Origin of the sequence: Salirhabdus euzebyi (assembly GCF_014207435.1) — a bacterium.
GTDB lineage: Bacteria > Bacillota > Bacilli > Bacillales > Alkalibacillaceae > Salirhabdus > Salirhabdus euzebyi.
In genome coordinates this window covers 118,170-135,668 of sequence record NZ_JACHGH010000007.1, presented here as the reverse complement: position 1 = coordinate 135,668, position 17,499 = coordinate 118,170, and the positions used below count along the sequence as shown (strand labels likewise).

Annotated in this window: 20 protein-coding genes; 3 read left to right on the top strand and 17 right to left on the bottom strand. The window is 35.9% G+C overall.

Annotated elements, in window-relative coordinates; all coding sequences use genetic code 11:
• Window positions 1-30 precede the first annotated feature (30 nt).
• Genes hisC through hisZ form a run of 8 tightly spaced genes read right to left on the bottom strand, consistent with a single transcriptional unit; the run spans window position 31 to window position 6,385 of the window.
• Window positions 31-1,086: a histidinol-phosphate transaminase gene (gene hisC / locus HNQ94_RS12830; RefSeq protein ID WP_174496756.1), complete on the bottom strand. Its 1,056-nt coding sequence runs from the start codon at window positions 1,084-1,086 to the stop codon at window positions 31-33.
• Between the two features lie 13 nt (window positions 1,087-1,099).
• Entirely contained in the window at window positions 1,100-1,741 is a 642-nt protein-coding gene (hisIE, locus tag HNQ94_RS12825; RefSeq protein WP_174496757.1) for a bifunctional phosphoribosyl-AMP cyclohydrolase/phosphoribosyl-ATP diphosphatase HisIE, read from the bottom strand.
• 1 nt (window position 1,742) lies between these two features.
• Window positions 1,743-2,504 (bottom strand): imidazole glycerol phosphate synthase subunit HisF, encoded by a 762-nt coding sequence (gene hisF, locus HNQ94_RS12820; protein ID WP_174496758.1) that lies wholly within the window; start codon window positions 2,502-2,504, stop codon window positions 1,743-1,745.
• Window positions 2,505-2,507: 3 nt separating this feature from the next.
• Window positions 2,508-3,215, bottom strand: coding sequence for a 1-(5-phosphoribosyl)-5-[(5-phosphoribosylamino)methylideneamino]imidazole-4-carboxamide isomerase (gene hisA / locus HNQ94_RS12815; RefSeq protein ID WP_174496759.1), 708 nt, complete (start codon window positions 3,213-3,215; stop codon window positions 2,508-2,510).
• Window positions 3,212-3,829, bottom strand: coding sequence for an imidazole glycerol phosphate synthase subunit HisH (gene hisH / locus HNQ94_RS12810; RefSeq protein ID WP_174496760.1), 618 nt, complete (start codon window positions 3,827-3,829; stop codon window positions 3,212-3,214). The genes hisA and hisH overlap by 4 nt, the downstream gene beginning before the upstream one ends.
• A 16-nt stretch (window positions 3,830-3,845) precedes the next feature.
• Window positions 3,846-4,430, bottom strand: coding sequence for an imidazoleglycerol-phosphate dehydratase HisB (gene hisB / locus HNQ94_RS12805; RefSeq protein WP_174496761.1), 585 nt, complete (start codon window positions 4,428-4,430; stop codon window positions 3,846-3,848).
• Between the two features lie 24 nt (window positions 4,431-4,454).
• Window positions 4,455-5,099: an ATP phosphoribosyltransferase gene (gene hisG, locus HNQ94_RS12800; RefSeq protein ID WP_174496762.1), complete on the bottom strand. Its 645-nt coding sequence runs from the start codon at window positions 5,097-5,099 to the stop codon at window positions 4,455-4,457.
• A gap of 14 nt (window positions 5,100-5,113) precedes the next feature.
• The gene (gene hisZ / locus HNQ94_RS12795; RefSeq protein WP_174496763.1) at window positions 5,114-6,385 is read right to left on the bottom strand and encodes an ATP phosphoribosyltransferase regulatory subunit; all 1,272 of its coding nucleotides are present in this window, start codon (window positions 6,383-6,385) and stop codon (window positions 5,114-5,116) included.
• Between the two features lie 175 nt (window positions 6,386-6,560).
• Between hisZ and HNQ94_RS12790 the strand changes: the two genes are divergently transcribed.
• Both HNQ94_RS12790 and HNQ94_RS12785 read left to right on the top strand, forming a co-directional pair.
• Window positions 6,561-7,346, top strand: coding sequence for a histidinol-phosphatase HisJ family protein (locus HNQ94_RS12790; RefSeq protein ID WP_174496764.1), 786 nt, complete (start codon window positions 6,561-6,563; stop codon window positions 7,344-7,346).
• A gap of 11 nt (window positions 7,347-7,357) precedes the next feature.
• Entirely contained in the window at window positions 7,358-7,867 is a 510-nt protein-coding gene (locus HNQ94_RS12785; RefSeq protein WP_174496765.1) for a GNAT family N-acetyltransferase, read from the top strand.
• A 97-nt stretch (window positions 7,868-7,964) separates the two neighbouring features.
• On the opposite strand, the gene HNQ94_RS12780 is transcribed toward HNQ94_RS12785, so the two are convergent.
• The 5 genes from HNQ94_RS12780 to HNQ94_RS12760 all read right to left on the bottom strand — a co-directional run bounded on the left by HNQ94_RS12780 (window position 7,965) and on the right by HNQ94_RS12760 (window position 11,918).
• The gene (locus HNQ94_RS12780; protein WP_174496766.1) at window positions 7,965-8,783 is read right to left on the bottom strand and encodes a DUF368 domain-containing protein; all 819 of its coding nucleotides are present in this window, start codon (window positions 8,781-8,783) and stop codon (window positions 7,965-7,967) included.
• A gap of 158 nt (window positions 8,784-8,941) precedes the next feature.
• Window positions 8,942-9,262, bottom strand: coding sequence for a hypothetical protein (locus tag HNQ94_RS12775; protein WP_174496767.1), 321 nt, complete (start codon window positions 9,260-9,262; stop codon window positions 8,942-8,944).
• A gap of 21 nt (window positions 9,263-9,283) precedes the next feature.
• On the bottom strand, window positions 9,284-10,072 hold the full coding sequence (locus HNQ94_RS12770; protein ID WP_174496768.1) for a YhfC family intramembrane metalloprotease: 789 nt from the start codon (window positions 10,070-10,072) through the stop codon (window positions 9,284-9,286).
• 897 nt (window positions 10,073-10,969) lie between these two features.
• A complete protein-coding gene (locus tag HNQ94_RS12765; protein ID WP_174496769.1) occupies window positions 10,970-11,434 on the bottom strand; it encodes a GNAT family N-acetyltransferase in 465 nt (154 codons plus the stop codon).
• Window positions 11,427-11,918, bottom strand: a complete 492-nt coding sequence (locus tag HNQ94_RS12760; protein WP_246200026.1) for a GNAT family N-acetyltransferase — start codon at window positions 11,916-11,918, stop codon at window positions 11,427-11,429. The genes HNQ94_RS12765 and HNQ94_RS12760 overlap by 8 nt, the downstream gene beginning before the upstream one ends.
• Window positions 11,919-12,017: 99 nt before the next feature.
• Between HNQ94_RS12760 and HNQ94_RS12755 the strand changes: the two genes are divergently transcribed.
• Window positions 12,018-12,509, top strand: a complete 492-nt coding sequence (locus HNQ94_RS12755; RefSeq protein WP_174496770.1) for a DinB family protein — start codon at window positions 12,018-12,020, stop codon at window positions 12,507-12,509.
• Between the two features lie 51 nt (window positions 12,510-12,560).
• Here the strand turns inward: HNQ94_RS12755 and HNQ94_RS12750 are convergent, their stop codons facing one another.
• The 4 genes from HNQ94_RS12750 to leuD all read right to left on the bottom strand — a co-directional run bounded on the left by HNQ94_RS12750 (window position 12,561) and on the right by leuD (window position 17,007).
• Window positions 12,561-14,147 (bottom strand): peptide chain release factor 3, encoded by a 1,587-nt coding sequence (locus HNQ94_RS12750; protein WP_174496771.1) that lies wholly within the window; start codon window positions 14,145-14,147, stop codon window positions 12,561-12,563.
• Window positions 14,148-14,313: 166 nt separating this feature from the next.
• The gene (locus HNQ94_RS12745) at window positions 14,314-15,285 is read right to left on the bottom strand and encodes an HD domain-containing protein (RefSeq protein ID WP_174496772.1); all 972 of its coding nucleotides are present in this window, start codon (window positions 15,283-15,285) and stop codon (window positions 14,314-14,316) included.
• A gap of 130 nt (window positions 15,286-15,415) precedes the next feature.
• Window positions 15,416-16,369, bottom strand: coding sequence for a threonine ammonia-lyase (gene ilvA, locus HNQ94_RS12740; RefSeq protein ID WP_174496773.1), 954 nt, complete (start codon window positions 16,367-16,369; stop codon window positions 15,416-15,418).
• A gap of 56 nt (window positions 16,370-16,425) precedes the next feature.
• Entirely contained in the window at window positions 16,426-17,007 is a 582-nt protein-coding gene (leuD, locus tag HNQ94_RS12735) for a 3-isopropylmalate dehydratase small subunit (protein WP_174496774.1), read from the bottom strand.
• Between the last annotated feature and the right edge of the window lie 492 nt (window positions 17,008-17,499).

Here is a 17,499-nt window from a genome sequence, read left to right as displayed (position 1 = left end):
AGGTTCAAAAGTTTTTGAACCTGCTTTCTTTTATACTATTTCTTTAAGCACATCAAAAAATTCCTGCATATCTGCACGATTACCGACCGTAATTCGTACATATTGATCAATTTTAGGCTTTTTAAAAAAACGTATGAAAATATTTCGTTCTTTTAGTTGTTCATATAAAAATTCAGCATCCACTTTTGGGTGTGAAGCGAATAAAAAGTTAGCTTGAGACTGTAACACATGAAATCCAAGAGCTCGTAATGTAGATGCTGCCTTTTCTCTTTCTTGGATAATGGTTTCGCACACTTCCTTAAAATAGACTTCATCTTCAAAAGAAGCTTTTGCAGCAACTAAGGCTAGTCTATCTAGTGTATATGAATTCACCGAATTTTTAATATGGTTTAGCCCGGTAATGAGGTTTTCATTTCCTACGGCTAACCCTACTCTCATCCCTGCAAGAGACCTTGATTTAGACAACGTTTGAATAACGAGTAAATTGTCATATTGGTCCACTAACTGAACGGCAGATTCCCCACCGAAATCAATATAGGCTTCATCAATGATGACTACCTTCTCTTTATTGTTTTGCAAAATAAGCTCCACATCATTCAAGGACAAAAGCACACCAGTTGGTGCATTAGGATTAGGGAAAATCACTCCACCTTTTGCATTAAAAAATTGTTCAACTGGAATGGTAAAATCGCCAGTTAACTCCACTAATTCATAATCAATTTGAAAGAGCTTTGCGTACACTGGATAAAAACTATAGGAAATGTCAGGGAATAAAATCTTTTCACCTGGATTAAAAAACGCCATAAAAGAAAAGGCCAACACCTCATCTGATCCATTACCAATAAATATTTGATTGTCCTTTAAACCATAGTAACTGGCAACTGTCTCCCTCAAATCGTCTGCTGTTGGAGAAGGATATAATCGGAGCGATTCATCGGTTGCTTGTTTTATTGCGTCCAATACTTTAGGAGATGGAGGATAGGGATTTTCATTTGTATTCAATTTAATAACTTTTGTCGTCTTTGGTTGTTCACCTGGAATATATGGGTCTGTTTGTTTTAACAACTTACTCCAAAATTTACTCAAAAAAATCACTCTCTCATTCTTGATTCTCACTTTTTTGTATGTGGCGTTTTGTTAAAACTTCCTTAATATCATCTATGTTTATTCCTTGTTCCACCATTAAAACGAGTGAATGATAAACAAGGTCAGAAAATTCATTTACCAGTTCGTCTTTATCCCGGTTTTTAGCACCAATGATAACTTCACTAGATTCTTCGCCAATCTTCTTTAAAATTTTGTCTAACCCTTCACTAAATAAGTAGTTCGTATAAGAGCCTTCTACTGGATTTTCTCTACGCTTCTGAATGTAATCAAATACATAGTGGATAATATCTCGTTGTTTACCTTCATTCTCATTTACTACATCATTATAAAAGCAGCTTTCTGCCCCTGTATGACAAGCGTTTCCTTTTGGAACAACTTCTACTAAAAGCGTATCTCCGTCACAGTCGTAACTAAGTTTTTTAACCACTTGAAAATTACCAGACGTTTCTCCCTTATTCCAGAGCTGTGCTCTACTACGACTGTAAAACCAAGTTGTTTTTGTTTCGAGTGTTTTTTCTAGAGATTCCTTATTCATATAAGCAAGCATTAAAACTTTTCCGGTCTCTATGTTTTGTACGATTGCTGGTACGAGCCCTATTTCATCAAACTTAATATTCTCTACATCAAAAGTCATGCTATACCCGCCTCACTTCTACACCTTTATCATAAAGGTACTCTTTTAAATCCTTTATTTGGATCTCCCCATAATGAAACACAGAAGCTGCCAATGCTGCATCTGCACTACCTTCCACTAATACTTCGCGAAAATGCTCCTCAGTCCCTGCTCCACCAGATGCAACGACAGGGATCTTCACACTCTCTGCTATCTTTTTCGTAATGTCGATACTAAATCCTGTTTTAATGCCGTCTGAATCCATCGCGTTTACAACGATTTCACCAGCACCTAATTTTTCTCCTTCAATTGCCCATTCCAGAGCGTCCATACCAGTATCTATCCGTCCTCCGTTTACAAAGACGTTCCAGTTATTATGTTCATTTCTTTTTGCATCAATAGAAAGCACAACACACTGGCTACCGAACTTCTCAGCAGCTTCTGTTATAATGGTTGGATTTTTTACCGCAGCACTATTTACAGATACTTTATCAGCACCAGCATTTAAAACTTTGCGGAAATCCTCAACAGTACGTATTCCCCCACCAACGGTAAACGGAATATGCACTTGTTCAGCAGTTCTTTCCACTACATCTATGAAAATATTTCGCTCCTCATTTGATGCTGTTATATCATAAAAAACTAGTTCATCAGCACCTAAGTCACTATATACCTTTGCTAGTTTTACTGGGTCATCAACATCCACGATGTTTTGAAACTTTTGGCCCTTCACGACTCGGCCATTTCGAACATCTAAACAAGGAATAATTCTTTTAGCTAACATGCCTTACACATCCTTCAAAAGCGCTTCTAAATCTATATTACCTGTATAAAGTGCCTTTCCAATAATTGTCCCATAAACATCAAGTTCAGCAAGTTTTTTTACATCACTAGCGTTAGAAACACCACCGGAAGCAATTACATTTATACCTACATGTTTATTTACTGTGTAAATTTCATCAAAATTAGGTCCAGCCAACATTCCATCCTTTGCAATGTCCGTATAAATAATCGTACGTACACCTAAATCTTCTAGTTCTTTCGCAAAATCTATTGCCTTTTTTTCACTAGTCTTCGTCCAACCATCCGTTGCGACGTAGCCATTTTTTGCATCAATCGAAACAGCAATAGCAGCTCCAAACTTATCTATAGCTTCTTTTAAAAACTGTTTATCTTGTAAAGCAGCTGTTCCTAAAATGGTACGGCTAACACCGATTTCCAATAAAAGCTCTATTTTTTCGATTGTGCGGATACCCCCACCAACTTGGATTGGGACATTGGTTGATTTTGCTATCGCTTGAATAGCGTCAAGATTTTTAGACGAACCCTCTAATGCACCATCCAAATCTACTAAATGCAAAGCACGAGCTCCTTGACTTATCCACTTTTCAGCCATTTCAACTGGATCACCATAAACAGACTCTTTATCATAGTCCCCCTGGATGAGCCTTACACATTTTCCATCTCTAATATCAATTGCTGGATACAAGATCATTTAATCAGCTCCCCAAAGTTTTTCAGTAGCTTCATGCCTGTTTCGCTACTTTTTTCCGGATGAAATTGCATACCATATATATTGTCTTTCTGCACGACAGCAGGAAATTCTAGTCCGTAATCAGAGTAAAAAACTACCTCTTCCTTATTTTCAGGGTCCACGTAGTAAGAATGAACAAAATAAGAATACTCGCCTTTTGTTACCTCTTTTCCGATACCATTATCCGCTTCATACTGAGGGCCAGGAATTAAGTTGTTCCATCCCATATGGGGGACTTTTAGCTCATGGTCAAAACGAACAACTTTCCCTTCTAAAAGACCTAATCCTTCCCACTCTCCATTTTCAAAACTTGTTTCGTAAAATAATTGCATGCCAAGGCAAATCCCTAAAATAGGCTTTCCTGCTTGTACATTCTCTTTTATACAATTAATCAAACTCACCTGTTTTAAATTGTCCATCGCATCTTTGAAAGCCCCAACTCCAGGTAATATGAGTGCTTTGCTCTCGTTAATTCTTTCTTCTGTCGAAACTATTTCCGAAGCAAAACCTAGTTTTGTTAGAGCATGATGAACACTTTTTAAGTTCCCTGCACCATAATCTATAATTCCAATCACTAGTTGAACCCCCTAATTAAAGCATTCCTTTTGTTGAACGTACTCCTTTTATTCTTTCTTGCATTTGGACAGCTTGATCTAATGCTCTTCCAAATCCTTTAAAAATAGATTCAATAATGTGGTGGCCATTTTTTCCGTACAATAGATTAATATGCAGCGTCACTTCTGCCTGGTTTACAAACGCACGGAAAAACTCCTCTACAAGCTCCGTATCAAACTGTCCGACCTTTTCAACCGGATAAGAAACATTGAATTGTAAATATGAACGACCACTTATATCTAACGAGACCATAGATAGTGATTCATCCATCGGCGAATGCTCTGTTGCGTACCGTGTAATCCCTTGTTTGTCCCCTAAAGCTTCTTTAAACACTTTCCCAAGTACAATTCCGACATCTTCCACTGTATGATGAAGGTCTACGTCCAAATCACCTTTACACTCTACTTCTAAATCCATAAAACCATGGCTAGCCATTAACGTTAGCATGTGGTTAAAAAAACCAATACCAGTATCAATCTTACTCGTTCCTGTTCCATCAATATTCAACGTTAAATTGATATCTGTTTCTGTCGTTTTACGCTCCATTTTTCCTTGTCTCATCTTTATCACTCCTCATTAGCACGATTAATTTTGGATCGAGTGCTTTTTTAATAAGTCATCTAACTGGTTAATGAACGAATGAATCCGTTCTGTTTTCGTTTTGAAGCTTGCTTTATTCACTATGAGCCTCGCACTTATTTCAGATATATCCTCTAGTACAACAAGTCCATTTTCTTTTAACGTTCTTCCTGTCTCCACGATGTCCACGATAACATCAGATAATCCTATTAATGGTGCTAATTCCACAGAGCCATTTAGATAAATTGTCTCTACAGACACCCCTTTATTATTGTAAAAATTCTTAGCAACCTTTGGATACTTAGTTGCTACTGTCAGTTTTTGATTTGGCTTGGTTGCTTGGTCTGGTAAACCTGCAACAGCAAACTTACATTTACCAAAACCTAAATCTAACACTTCAAAAACATCTGCTCCTTGTTCTAATAAAGTATCTTTACCGACAAAGCCAATATCAGCCGCTCCATTTTCGACATATGTAGGGACATCACTAGCTTTTACAAGAACGATTCGTATTTTATCTTCTGTATCATTAAATATTAATTTACGACTCCCTTTTTTCAATTCAGGGAATTCAATACCCATTTCTTGTAAGGCCTGTAATGTGAATTTTTCTAGTCTTCCTTTTCCAAGAGCAATTTTAATCTCATCCACTATTTAACCCCCCCTTACGTTAAAATTTCAGATTTTAATTCCTCTATATCTTTATAAGCTTTCCTTGTTTCTTTCCCTCTTATCGAAACAATTGCATCTTCCTTCACCTGAAGAATACACGCAATATTTCTTCTTTGTACCTTTTTCACACAGTTTTCTAACTTATCCTCTACGATGTCCGATTCTACAATAAATCCATATTCCCTTAGTAAATCAGCAGTAGCTAACCCCTTTTTGCGATTTTTTTCATCATAAACAACGAAAAAGTCAGAGGACATTTCTACTTGTTCATCCATATAAGAAGATTTTATTACTTCCATTAAGTCATCCAAATAAAAACCGAAACCAGTTGCAGGTAAGTCGGATCCAAACTGCTTAGTTAACTGATCATATCTTCCACCTACCACAACTGGTTTCCCATAGCCTTTTACATAGCCTTGAAAAATAATGCCCGTATAGTAGTTAAGATCGTTAATTAAGCCTAAATCTATAGATAGATAGTCTTCATAACCAGCATCAGCAAGCCTCTCATAAACTTGGCGTAAATGGTTTAATTCCCGTTTCATTTCTTCATTCAATGCTATGTTTTCAGCCTTTTCCATAACATTCTCTGGTTTCCCATATAACATTGGCATTGCTAATACTACTTTTTTATAGTTTTCATTCAAATCCGTTGCATCTAGAATCTGCCTTAATTCAGATACATTTTTTTGTTCAATTCGCTTCCGAATTTCTCTTAACTGTTCATTAGATACAGTTGATATATTCATTAATTCTTTGAAATAGTTAGCTTGCCCAAGATCAATCTTAAAGTCTTCTAAACCAAGCTTTTGAATAGACTTAATGGCAAGAGTGATCACTTCTACATCCGCTTCAATATCTTGCTTGCCAAAAAACTCTACGCCAGCTTGAGTTAATTCTCTACTCGTTAAGCTTTGTTGTCCGTCATTTGAACGAAAGACATTCGTAAAATAAGAGAACTTTAAATAAGTATCATCATTTTTATAATTAGTCGCAACCATTCTAGCAATTGGAATAGTGGCATCTGGCCTTAACACGAGTATTTTTCCATCTCGGTCAATTAGCTTTACCATTTTTTCTTTATCAATTGTCCCTTTTATTTCTAGGAATAAATCATAATATTCAAATGTAGGGGTTTGAACTTGACGATATCCGTAACTTTTATAAAGTTTTTTTAAACTAGCAGTTACCTTTTCCTTAATTTCTAAATCAAAAGAATGAACATCGGCAACTCCTTCTGGTACTCTTTTACTTTCATTTAACAAAAGAATCAACACCCTTTATCACATTATCGATTTACCACTTTATTTTATTAAAGTTATAGTGTATTTTAATAATAATACGTATATAAGTCAACCAATTCAGCAAAAACACATGAATTTCGGGACAAAAAATGCTATTTCCCTGCTATAATAAATCGTAACAGGAAGGATGAATGTTATGTACGATTACCATATGCACAGTAATTTCTCAGCTGACTGTAAGGTTTCTATGGAAGAAATGGTGAAAGCGGCTATTACAAAGGGACTAAAAGAAATTTGTTTTACAGAGCATATTGATTATGATTATCCTGATCAATCTATCACTTTTGATTTAGATACAGAAGCTTATACGAAAAAAGTTGAAGCAATGCGCCAAAAGTATGGAACCTCTATTTCTATTAAAAAAGGTGTGGAATTAGGCGTACAGCCACATGTAATTCAACATTACGAGAAGTTACTAGAAAAAGAACATTTCGACTTTATTATATGTTCGATGCACGCTACTTCTAGGTTGGATTTACATTCTGGAACATTTTTTGAAAACAAAACTTTACATATGGCTTATGAAGAATATTACACAGAATTACTCGCATGCATTAAATCGTTCAACATGTATAATATTCTAGGTCATCTTGATTTAGTTAAAAGATATAAATATGAAAATGGCGTTCATCATTTTCTAGATGTCATAGAGGAAATTTTTAAGGTCATTATCCCAGAAGGAAAAGGAATTGAAATAAATACTTCTGGCTATAAGTATGGGATGAATCGCGCTTTACCAAGTAAAGATATTTTACAATTATATAAAGACATGAATGGCGAAATAATTACATTAGGTTCTGACTCCCATTCGCCTGTTACATTAGGTGCTTATTTTGATGAATCTATTGCACTTTTAAAAGAACTTGGATTTTCTTACATTGCAACATTCGATAATCACAAACCAGTTTTTCATAAAATCTAAGGAGAAAAATGATGGAGATTACTTTACACAAATTAACTAAAGCGTGGTTTGATCCCTTATATGAGTTTGAACACATAAACCGAGCATATTTTGAAACAATGGTTCCTGCAAGAGCTGATACCTATTATCATAGGGATTTTTTCGAGAAAGTAATGGATGATTTACTTATAGAACAAGATGCCAAACAATCTTATTTTTTCCTTATTGTTGCTGACGATGTGGTTATCGGAAGGATTAACTTAACGGATATCGATTTCCTCAATAAAAGAGCTGAAGTCGGCTATCGAATAGGGGAAAAATATGCTGGTAAAGGTTTAGCATCTAAATCGGTTCAACTATTACAGGAAAAATTAAAAGATCAATTAGAAATCCGTACTCTTTATGCAAAGACGTTGAATACGCATCTTGCTTCTCAAAAAATATTGACCTCTAATGGCTTTCAGCTAGTAGATACAGATTCTAGTACTTTTGAATGGAAAGGTTCATCTGTACATTTTCTCCATTTTGAATGGAATGCTTAATGGAAAAGGCAGAAATTAGAAGCTCTAGCTTTTAATTTCTGCCTTTGTTCTATACTAGGCGCTTCCCCTTGAGAAGTACACTCTATCTATAATTTTCTTATTTATACTCTACCTTACCTAAGCCAACAGCTGTCACTAACCCTATCGCAAATGCAACAATGCATAAAACAGAACGTAGTACATCTGTTTCAAAGCCAGGGAAGACTACAACTGTAGACCCAACAACAAGCCCAATAATGACAGCAAACGTACGTGCATGATGATGGGCTAAAAAGTAACGAATTATTTTACTGCATAGCACAATCCCCATGATTACTCCAACACCAACAATTAAAATTACTATTATTTCTCTATCCTTTAATGCAGTAATTACTGTTTCATAGCTACCAATTAATAACAGGATAAAGGATCCACTAATACCTGGTAGGAGCATTGCCATACTTGCAATAAAGCCTGAAAAAAACAAAAAGGCTAAAACAGTTGGATCAGAAGTATCCATTAAAGGAGCTACACCCTCATCCTTAAAAAATACCATAGATGCTACTAGTATAGCGGCAATGACTAATAAAACGTAATGGTTTCCTTTAAATGTATCCTTAAAATCTGCTTGGTTAAATAAATAGGGAAGAATACCAATAATTAATCCCAAGAAAAAGAAATTCGTTTGAATTGGATAATCTGCAAGTAACCAATGGATAAGGTTACTAAGTAATAAGATAGCACCAATTACTCCCAATCCAAGCGGAATTAAAAAGCCTAAATGTTTTTTCCATTCCTTTGTAAAGAAGCCATTAATCGCTTCAATGAGACGGTCGTATATACCTAAAATAACTGCTATAGTACCGCCACTAACACCGGGAACTAAATCGCTTGTCCCCATTAACATTCCGCGAAAAATATTTTTCCACTCGAACATACCCAATCTCCTTTTGTCATCCCAAAGTTCATTCTTCCTTATTTTATCAAAAGATTATCATTATAAAAGTAAAAGTTTTGGTTGCTTTCGAGGAGGATGACTAGTTGCCTAGAAGTGCAAAGTGCAATTCAACCTGCAGGTTACTACTAAAAAAGGACCTATTTTTTAAATTCAATAGCTTGCTCAAATTGATTCTTTGTTAAATTCATTTCTAAACGCTTATTCTCGACGTTCTTGGCGTAGCTCGTAATGATTCCCCATGAAAGCAAAAGAAAAAACAAATAAATCGTTAAGGTGAACAAAAAACCTACTACAATAGACATTTCTGAATCTTCAACGGTTAGTAAAAATATTGGTAAAATTAATAGGCTAGCTAATAGGATTAAACTATATTTAAAAAACCAGTTAAATCCCTTGTCATAAACAATTTTTGCAACGTACTGTCTTCTTAATTTTCCCTTTTCATTTGCTGTTAACATTGTTAGGGTAATCCTCCATTTTCAATAAAATGCTCGGTACTTTTTTACTATTTTAACTATACCAAAAACAGCACAAATTCCAAATGAAATGACAATTGCTTCTGCCACCCATACGTTTGAAATTGTTCCTACTTGATACAATGCTGGTGCGACGTTAAATACCGCATGAATAAATACAGCGTACCACACATAAAGAAAATCACCCTTATTAATCCCTAACAAAACGACAAGGGATAAAAACAAATGCATCGCCATAGCAGCCATTCTTTCAAAGCCTGATAAAACATATAAAAATGCAGGTGAATCAACAAGTTGTTGTTTTATGGCATCTATTTCTGCTACAGACAATTCATTACTTAATGTCTGATGTGCTTCACCATTATTTATTAAACCAATCATTAAGAACGTACTAACAGATCCGAGCACTCCTATAGATAGCGTTTCAAAACTCCCATGTCCAATTCCATAAGATAAACCATCCCCTATTGATCTTTTCTTTTTCAACAAAAGTTTAAAGGATAGGAAACGGCCAAATTCTTCGAAAATTCCAGCTGCCAGTATCCCATAAAGAACATAGTAAAATGGGTTTTCTGACCATTTAAGCTGGTTCGGGCTTTGTGGATCTATCATTACAGTATGTAATCCCCGTTCTAATATTTGAACAAAAATAAAGAATGTTAAGAAACCGATTCCTATGGCACGCCAGGATAAAGTGTACTTCTTTTTTATATAAATTATTAATACTATAGGCAATAAAAACGAAATACCAAACTGAAACAATACTCCATTTAATACTGATTGACTAACCATTATTCCCCTCCTGTCTATACCTCTCTTTGTAGGACAACCTTTACTATATATGTATTCTTTTTGATCGCAACAATACCTTTTGATTTTAAAATAGCTCTTTTCATAAAGATTGTTTTAATTTTATATCGCAGTTGATGGAAACTGCGACGGAACTTTGGTTAAATTTACTCTTTGCAGCTGCAGGGTGTTATCAGACCGCTCCGGCAGAATACTTCGCTTTCCGCGGGCACGGCCTCAGCCTCCTCGCGGAATACCGCCGCTGCGGGGTCTTCAGACACGTGCTGTCCCGCAGGAGTCTGCGTATTCTGCCTACGCTGATAGTGGTTTTTGATTCAAGAATAGTCATTGCCCATAAAGACCATACATGAGAATTAATTTACTCCTCGGTGCAGAAATCTTTTAACTAGTTCTTGAATTGAAATAAGAAAAAGAGAACATCTTTAGCGAAGGAAATACACGTAGACTCCTGCGGGACAGCGAAGACGTTGAGACCCCACAGCGAGCGATCTTTGCGAGTGAGGAGGCTCAACGCGAGCCCGCGGAAAGCGAAGTGTATTTCCGTAGCGGTAGGATAAAAGCACATTTCGTTACTTCGTAGTTTAAGGAAATAAAGCTAAAATATTTTAGTAAACCGTTTAAAAATAAAACACTGCCCATTACGGACAGTGTTTAAACGAAAGTATGATACTGCGTAGTTATCTACTAATTTCTCGATTTAGTTCGTATACGACTTTTTTTCCGTTAATCATAACTTCTGCGACAGTAAGGGTCAGTTCCAGAGCTTCTCTCATTTCCATCACTCCCCTACAAAAATAAGTATTGAAATTTCTATTCTTTACTTACCACCATACTATGTAGGGACTACCTTCTTTGCATCGGCAAAAATGGAGAAAGTTATTATTTTTTTATTGGGACTAGATTTACAGATAGTCTTACCATGTCCATACAGCGAATTCCATTCTCATATATTGCTTCGTCATAATGTTGAAGGAAATAATTTTGTTCTATACTTGTCATACGAAAACCACATTTTTGGTACAAAGCTAGTTGGTTGATACTAGAGTTCCCAGTACCAACTTCCATTTTTTTGAATCCTAAAGCTTTACCTCTTTCTATCGCAGCTTGTACAAGCAGTTTTCCATAGCCTTTTCCTTGTTCCGTCTCTACTATGGCAATATTCATTAACTCGATGGTGTGTTCATGTTGAGAAAGAAGAACAAAAACCCCAATTATCTGTCCACCTTTTTCTGCAACATAACAATGTCCTCGTCTTATATAACTAGACACTTTTTCTTTAGAGGGATCTGCTAGTAATAGTAATGGTAATGGTGGTTTTTCATTATCTTTTAACCTTCTAATCATGCACAAAAGTTTTCCCTCCTCCATTAAGCGGCATTTCCATTTCCAAAAACTCAAATTCACTTCCGTTTGTATTTTGCATAAACGTTTTTGTCGGATTGAAACCCACCTTCTGATAAACGTTTATCGCTCGTTTGTTAAAAGTGGCAACAAATAAGGTAAATTTAGAACAAACAAAGTGTGTTTTGGCATACTGTAAGCCTGCTTTCACAAAGTCTTTGCCATAGCCTTTTCCTGTTATTTCTGGTGCTAACCCTAATCCAATTTCCATTACTTTTCCCTTGCAAATAAAAGTGTAAAATCCTATTAATTTTCTATCCTTATTAAAAACAGAATAGTAGATATTTTTTCTAGCATTTGAATTTAATAAAAGTTTCAAGTCTTCCTCATCACTTTTCGGATTATAGAACGAGTAGGGTTCATCATATTCCCATTCCGCAATTTCTTCGGCATCAGATTGATTCATTGGTTTAAATAAAAATTCCACAGAAAACCTCCTATTTTTATCTAAAAATCCCTACTCAATAAGAAATTTTTGATATGATTGGATAATAATAGAATATAACATTTTGAAAGGAAGAGAAATATGTCTGAACTTTTTAACGTAAGAGACCACTTGTTAGATGAACTTTATGTGGCAGTAAGAACATCCAAAAAATTAATTATAAAAATAGAGCAAAAAGATTGGAATTACCGACCAAAAGAAAATATGCGTTCCTTAATAGAAGTAACACATCACTTGGTATCCATTCCTTTAGCAGACCTTAAATGCCTTCTACAAGAAAAGAGTGAAGATGAATACAAATTAATAGAACAACAAGTAGCTCCCATCAGGGAAACAGAACAACTTGCTCAAGTATTCGAACATAATTACCAAACGCTAAAGGACTATTTTCACTCTATGAACGAAGATGACCTGATGAACAAAGTGACAAAACCTTTCTATTATCAGGAAGGTGGATATGTACAAATAAAATGGTTAATGGAAATTTTAACACATACTTTCCATCATCGTGCACAACTATTTAATTACTTAAAAGAGCTTGAATACGATGTAAACATGTTTGATTTATATTAAGGGTTAACAAAAAAATGACTGGGCCAAAAATATTGGCTCAGTCATTTTTCGTTAATTACTCGTTTTCGGTGGAGTTTCACTTAGCGTAATGTCTTCATTTTGATTTTTAAAGTAATCTAGGTTAAAGTCATTTTTAAATAGGATAACTGGTCTATCTAAATAATCGTTAACGACCATACTAGTACTGGTTCGCATCGCCTTTTCTGGGACTTTCCCCTCTTTCACCCAACGAGCTAATTGATAGCTTAAGTGTTCCATAACAAGATCGACACCGTATTCTGCCTGCATCCGATAAATAAATACATCAAATTGGAGTTGACCTACCGCGCCTAAAATAGTTTCCTCATATCGAGGAGTACGGTAAACCTGAATAGCTCCTTCTTGAGCCAATTGCTTTATCCCTTTTAAATACTGTTTATGCTTTAAGGCATTTTTCGGACGTACTTTCGCAAAGTGTTCGGGAGCAAATTGAGGCAAGTCACCAAAACTAAAAACATCCTTAGTACCACAAACGGTATCGCCTATTTGGTACACTCCAGGATCATATAGTCCCACAATATCACCTGCAAATGCTGCATCGACCCCTTCACGACTATCCGCGAAAAATTGCTGTGGCTGAGCCAGCTTCATTGGCTTACCAGTTCGTTCAAGCCACGTTGACATGCCTTTCTCATACTTTCCTGAGCATATACGTAAAAAGGCAATTCGGTCCCTATGTGATGGGTCCATGTTTGCTTGTATTTTAAATACAAAGCCTGAAAAGAACTCATCAGTGGGCTCAACCTTACCAGCAGTTGATTCTCGACTAGATGGAGAAGGTGACATTTCTAAAAAATGCTCCAAAAAGGTTGGAACCCCAAAGCTTGAAACGGCACTTCCGAAAAATACCGGTGTTTGTTTTCCATTTTTCACAGATTCTATATCAAAGTCGTTCCCAGCTTCATCTAATAGCATTAAATCTTCTAGTAACTGATCAATTGTTGCTTGATCTGCCGTTTTCTCTAAATATTTTTGTAAATCTTCATAGTCCTCGATAGATTGACTACCGGCTTTTTCTCCGTCTTCATAATATTCGATTCGCTTATTAAAACGGTCGTATACACCTCTAAAAGTCGGACCCATTCCTATTGGATAGTTTACTGGACTAGACTCAATCCCTAGCACTTCCTCGATTTCTTCAAATAACTCGAGTGGCTCTTTCCCAAATCGGTCCATTTTATTAATAAATGTAAAGATTGGAATTCCCCTATCTCTACACACTTTAAATAGTTTCTTTGTTTGTGCCTCTACACCTTTTGCAACATCGAGTATCATAACTACACTATCAACAGCCATTAGTGTCCGATACGTATCTTCACTAAAATCTTCATGCCCTGGGGTATCAAGAATATTAATTTTATAGCCTTGATACTCAAATTGCATGACACTTGAAGTGACAGAAATACCTCTTTGTTTTTCTAACTCCATCCAGTCCGAAGTGGCAAATTTTGCTGACTTCTTTCCTTTTACTGAACCTGCAGTACGAATCGCACCACCCAACAGGAGCATTTTCTCTGTTAATGTGGTTTTCCCGGCATCTGGGTGTGAAATAATAGCGAATGTCTTACGTCTATTTACTTCTTTTTGTAATCCTGACATAGATCTAAATCCTTCCTTTTGTTGTAAAGTAGTTCCCTATATAATTTCAACATGTTAAAGAAATTCTTTATCACATCGCTATTAATCCTCATTTCGTTTGAATTAAATAAAAATCACTTTCCCTATCATACCATAACGGACAGTAGTGATTAAACTGATCGTTTATTTAGTTTATTTTCACTTTCATCCCATTGTTACTTACATAACTAGCTTTTTCATTTTTCAAACGAACAAATGAAGATAATTTAGAGCTATATTGTAAACCCTTCTCCGTTAAAACATATGGATCAATGATTCGTGGTTTCGTTTTTAGATGGATGTCATATTCGCTTTGATCTTCCACTACTCGTACATGTTGATTTAGTTTCGATAAAAGAGATGTAATGGTGTCATCTTTCACTTCTTTTAATATAGATAAAACTTCCTCGTCCTGTTTCTGTAAATCTTTTAGGCACATGTATTTGTTTTCAAAAGCATATTTTAATATTTTCGTTAGTTGATCATAAGCATAAACATTGTAAGGATTCAGAAAAAAATCAATTACTTCTTTATAATAGGCATCAACAAACCATTCAGCTGTCTTGATGTTTTTCACAGCTATTCGGTTATCGACAACAATTAGTTCGCTTAAAAAAATTTGGACCTCACTTCTTGTAATATATCCATATGTGTACAAGTCTCGTAACGTATAGTCAACTCGATCAGCACATAAAACAGGTAAGGGTTGTTCTAATAATGGCCAATTAGACTCATCTGTGAACATTTCTATATTGGTAAACTCGTAATCACGTAATATGGCAGGAATTTCAGATTCGTAAAATATTTCTTGAAAGATTTCTTCATGGTAGTTTTCTTCCACATTATCTAGAGCAAAATCAACAACATGTGAAAACGCTGTATGGGAAATATCATGCAGTAAACCTGCAATTTGTTCTTCTATACTCCCCCCTAAGCTTCTAATTAGTAACATGACGCCAACTGAATGCTCATACCTTGTTACATTCCAATTAGGGTTTACTAGATAGCTTGCGCCCCCTTGGTGAATGCCTTTTAAACGTTGCATTGGTTTTGATTGAATTAAATCTATTAATACCGATTCTAATTCAAAACTTCCATATATCCTGTCTTTAATAATCATTGTATTTAACTCCTTATATGACATAGAATAACTCGTTATTTTTTATAGAATAGCATATTATTCTTACAATAAATTTCTTTGAATTAAAAAAAGTGTTCGAAAAGTAAAGTAACTTCTCGAACACTTTTTCCTATGCTAAACATGATATCTTTGTTTGATTTGCAAGCATTTGGATTTGCTGCATTTTGGATAAATCCATATTTCCACCACTAACGATTACCCCGCAATGAGAGGAACGAATGAGGTGCCCATGCACGAGTAATGCTGCAAAAGCAGCTGCACCCGCTCCTTCCATCAACGTCTTGTTTCGTTCTAACATATAAATAATCGCTGAAGCTATGTCGACATCTGATACTGTTACAATGTCATCAACATAAGCCTGAATGATTGGGAAGGTATGAATTCCTGGTTTTTTCACGGCTATGCCGTCTGCAATAGTGGAAACCTGCTGTAAAGAAGATGGCCCACACTTGTGATAACGATTGTAGGTTGGACTCGCTCCTTGTGCTTGAACCCCGATAATACGTATTTTAGGGTTAATTTGCTTAGCTGCTATTGCAACTCCACTAATTAAGCCACCTCCACCTATGGGTACAATCAATGTATCTATAAATGATTGTTGTTGGATCATTTCAACAGCAACGGTTCCTTGGCCTGCGATGACATCATAGTCATCAAACGGATGAACAAATGTACTATTCGTCTGACTCTGTTCCTCCATCGCTGCCTCATAAGCCTCTTGGAATGATTCACCTGTTAAAACAATTTTTGCCCCATAACTTTTAGTAGCGGCAACTTTTGCTTCGGGGGTTTTAGCTGGCATATATATTTTTGCCTGAATTCCCCGAGTAGAAGCAGCTAACGCAACACCTTGAGCATGGTTTCCTGCAGAAGCGGCAATAACCCCCTTATTAGCTTCTCTTTCCGTTAATTGTGAGATTTTATAACTTGCACCTCTAATTTTAAAGGCACCTGTTTTTTGCTGATTTTCCATTTTGAAATAGACCTTTTTTCCCGTCATTTCATTAATGGTAGTTGATGTCATTAAGGGGGTGCGATGAACGACGTTTATAAGCTGTTCCATCGCATCCGTGATTTTATTTCCTGTTAACCAATTCCCAATGTCTTCACACTCCTCTATTATAAGTTTTGTTCAAATTGTTCAATTTTTGCTTCATGGGTAAGCGTTACAGCTATTTCATCCCATCCATTTAAGAGCATTTCCCTTTGATAACTAGAAATAGAGAAACCTTCTTCATATCCAAAGGAATCTTTTACAACTTGATTTTCTAAATCGACCACAAGCTGATAGTTCTCATCTTCCGCACGTTGAATTAGACTTTCCACATTATTTCCACTCAATGTGATAGGAAGAATTCCATTTTTAAAACAGTTACTATAAAAAATATCCGCAAAACTAGGAGCTATAATTACTTTAAATCCATAATCCTGTAAAGCCCATGGAGCATGTTCTCTAGAAGATCCACATCCGAAGTTATCTCCTGCAACTAGGATAGATGCTCCCTCGTATTTATCTTCATTTAAATTAAAGCTCACTCTTTTATTCCCTTGGTCATCAAAACGCCAATTATAGAATAGAAATTGCCCAAAACCTTGACGTTCTATACGTTTTAAAAATTGTTTTGGTATGATTTGATCCGTATCCACATTTGCCCTGTTCAAAGGGTAAACCAACCCTTCATGTACTTTAATTGGCTCCAAAAAAATCCCCCCTTTATAGGCTGTTCTCTAAATAATTTTTTACTTTTTTTATTTACACTGCGAAGTAACTATAGGTTTTCATTTTGATGAGTATTATACGACCGCTTCGGCAGAATACTTCGCTTTCCACGGGCACGGCCTCAGCCTCCTCGTGGAATACCATCGCTGCGGGGTCTTCAGACACGTGCTATCCCGTAGGAGTCTGCGTATTCTGCCTACGCTAAGATTGATTATCTGAATCAAGAATAGTGGTAAACCATGTAGGATGTTAGATAATTCTTCCTACTAAGCCTATATTTTTGAATTTCTTTTGCCCAATTCATTAGTACATTAAAGATAAGCACATGCTTAGCGAAGGAAATACACGTAGACTCCTACGGGACAGCGAAGACGTTGAGACCCCACAGCGAGCGTTCTGTGCGAGTGAGGAGGCTCAGCGCGAGCCCGTGGAAAGCGTAGTGTATTTCCGTAGCGGCCGTGATTCATACATAT

What these genes read in the sequence shown, in the direction of transcription:
- HNQ94_RS12750 (WP_174496771.1), bottom strand. Translation starts at nt 14,147, where the DNA reads ATGTCAGGATTACAAAAAGAAGTAAATAGACGTAAGACATTCGCTATT.
- HNQ94_RS12755 (WP_174496770.1), top strand. Translation starts at nt 12,018, where the DNA reads ATGTCTGAACTTTTTAACGTAAGAGACCACTTGTTAGATGAACTTTAT.
- hisA (WP_174496759.1), bottom strand. Translation starts at nt 3,215, where the DNA reads ATGATCTTGTATCCAGCAATTGATATTAGAGATGGAAAATGTGTAAGG.
- HNQ94_RS12775 (WP_174496767.1), bottom strand. Translation starts at nt 9,262, where the DNA reads ATGTTAACAGCAAATGAAAAGGGAAAATTAAGAAGACAGTACGTTGCA.
- HNQ94_RS12770 (WP_174496768.1), bottom strand. Translation starts at nt 10,072, where the DNA reads ATGGTTAGTCAATCAGTATTAAATGGAGTATTGTTTCAGTTTGGTATT.
- HNQ94_RS12765 (WP_174496769.1), bottom strand. Translation starts at nt 11,434, where the DNA reads ATGATTAGAAGGTTAAAAGATAATGAAAAACCACCATTACCATTACTA.
- ilvA (WP_174496773.1), bottom strand. Translation starts at nt 16,369, where the DNA reads ATGGAACAGCTTATAAACGTCGTTCATCGCACCCCCTTAATGACATCA.
- HNQ94_RS12785 (WP_174496765.1), top strand. Translation starts at nt 7,358, where the DNA reads ATGGAGATTACTTTACACAAATTAACTAAAGCGTGGTTTGATCCCTTA.
- HNQ94_RS12780 (WP_174496766.1), bottom strand. Translation starts at nt 8,783, where the DNA reads ATGTTCGAGTGGAAAAATATTTTTCGCGGAATGTTAATGGGGACAAGC.
- HNQ94_RS12745 (WP_174496772.1), bottom strand. Translation starts at nt 15,285, where the DNA reads ATGATTATTAAAGACAGGATATATGGAAGTTTTGAATTAGAATCGGTA.
- HNQ94_RS12790 (WP_174496764.1), top strand. Translation starts at nt 6,561, where the DNA reads ATGTACGATTACCATATGCACAGTAATTTCTCAGCTGACTGTAAGGTT.
- hisF (WP_174496758.1), bottom strand. Translation starts at nt 2,504, where the DNA reads ATGTTAGCTAAAAGAATTATTCCTTGTTTAGATGTTCGAAATGGCCGA.
- hisIE (WP_174496757.1), bottom strand. Translation starts at nt 1,741, where the DNA reads ATGACTTTTGATGTAGAGAATATTAAGTTTGATGAAATAGGGCTCGTA.
- hisB (WP_174496761.1), bottom strand. Translation starts at nt 4,430, where the DNA reads ATGAGACAAGGAAAAATGGAGCGTAAAACGACAGAAACAGATATCAAT.